The sequence below is a fragment of the Blautia sp. 210820-DFI.6.14 genome, assembly GCF_020558815.1.
Classification (GTDB): domain Bacteria; phylum Bacillota; class Clostridia; order Lachnospirales; family Lachnospiraceae; genus Blautia_A; species Blautia_A obeum.
Window position 1 is genome coordinate 1 of the sequence record NZ_JAJCKS010000071.1, and the last position, 1585, is coordinate 1585.

General features: G+C 45.8%; 1 protein-coding gene. It reads left to right on the forward strand.

Annotated elements, in window-relative coordinates:
• Nucleotides 1-1524 (forward strand): formate--tetrahydrofolate ligase (locus LI112_RS17710; RefSeq protein ID WP_227191199.1); only part of this gene is annotated, 1524 nt, incomplete at its 5' end.
• Between the last annotated feature and the right edge of the window lie 61 nt (nucleotides 1525-1585).

Here is a 1585-nt window from a genome sequence, read left to right on the forward strand (position 1 = left end):
GGTAAGCTGATCCTTATGACAGCAATCAACCCGACACCGGCCGGTGAAGGAAAGACTACTACAACCGTAGGTCTTGCGGATGCAATGCAGAAGCTTGGAAAGAGTGTTATGGTTGCTCTTCGTGAGCCATCTCTCGGACCGGTATTCGGTGTCAAAGGTGGTGCAGCAGGCGGCGGCTATGCACAGGTAGTTCCGATGGAAGATATCAACCTTCATTTCACAGGTGACTTCCATGCCATCGGTGCAGCAAACAACCTTCTTGCAGCAATGATCGACAACCATATCTTCCAGGGCAATGCTCTGAACATCGACCCGAGAAAGATTACATGGAAGAGATGTGTGGATATGAACGACCGTCAGCTTCGTAACGTAGTAGACGGACTTGGCGGAAGAACAAACGGTATGCCTCGTGAAGACGGATACGACATCACAGTTGCATCTGAGATCATGGCAGTCCTTTGCCTTGCAAGCGATATTACAGACCTGAAAGAAAGACTTTCCAAGATCATCATCGGATATACATATGGTAAAGTTTCCGAACAGAAACCGGTAACTGCTGGTGATCTTCATGCAGAAGGTGCTATGACTGCACTTCTGAAAGATGCCCTGAAACCAAACCTCGTTCAGACACTGGAACATGTTCCGGCAATCGTTCATGGCGGACCATTCGCAAACATTGCTCATGGATGTAACTCTGTAACAGCTACAAAAATGTGTATGAAACTTGCTGATTACACAATTACAGAGGCTGGATTCGGCGCTGACCTTGGAGCAGAAAAATTCCTGGATATCAAATGCCGTATGGCAGGTCTGCACCCAAGCGCAGTTGTTATCGTAGCTACTGTACGTGCTCTGAAATATAATGGCGGTGTAGCAAAAGCAGACCTTAATAATGAAAACCTGGAAGCACTGGAAAAAGGACTTCCAAACCTTCTGAAACATGTAAGCAATATCAAGAATGTATATAAACTTCCTTGCGTAGTTGCTATCAATGCATTCCCGACAGATACAAAGGCAGAACTTGACCTTGTAGAAGCAAAATGTAAAGAACTCGGCGTAAACGTTGCACTTTCAGAAGTATGGGCAAAAGGCGGCGAAGGTGGAGTGAAACTTGCAGAAGAAGTTCTTCGTCTGGTAGAAGAACCGAACGACTTCTCCTATGCATATGAGCTGGAAGGCTCCATCGAAGACAAACTGAACCAGATCGTACAGAAAGTATACGGTGGTAAGAGAGTTGTCCTGACAGCAAATGCTCAGAAACAGGCAAAACAGCTCGAAGCTCTTGGATTTGGCAACTGCCCGATCTGTGTAGCTAAGACACAGTACAGTCTGACAGATGACCAGACCAAACTCGGTGCACCGACAGACTTCGAAGTTACTGTACGTAACCTGAAGATCTCCGCGGGTGCAGGCTTCATCGTAGCTCTGACAGGTGAGATCATGACTATGCCAGGACTGCCAAAAGTACCGGCTGCAGAGAGAATTGATGTAGACGAGACCGGTAAGATCACTGGACTTTTCTAGGAATTAAGTCTCATATCTAAAAGTATAAATTTTGCTTTATAAAGCAGGGTAAATATTTTTT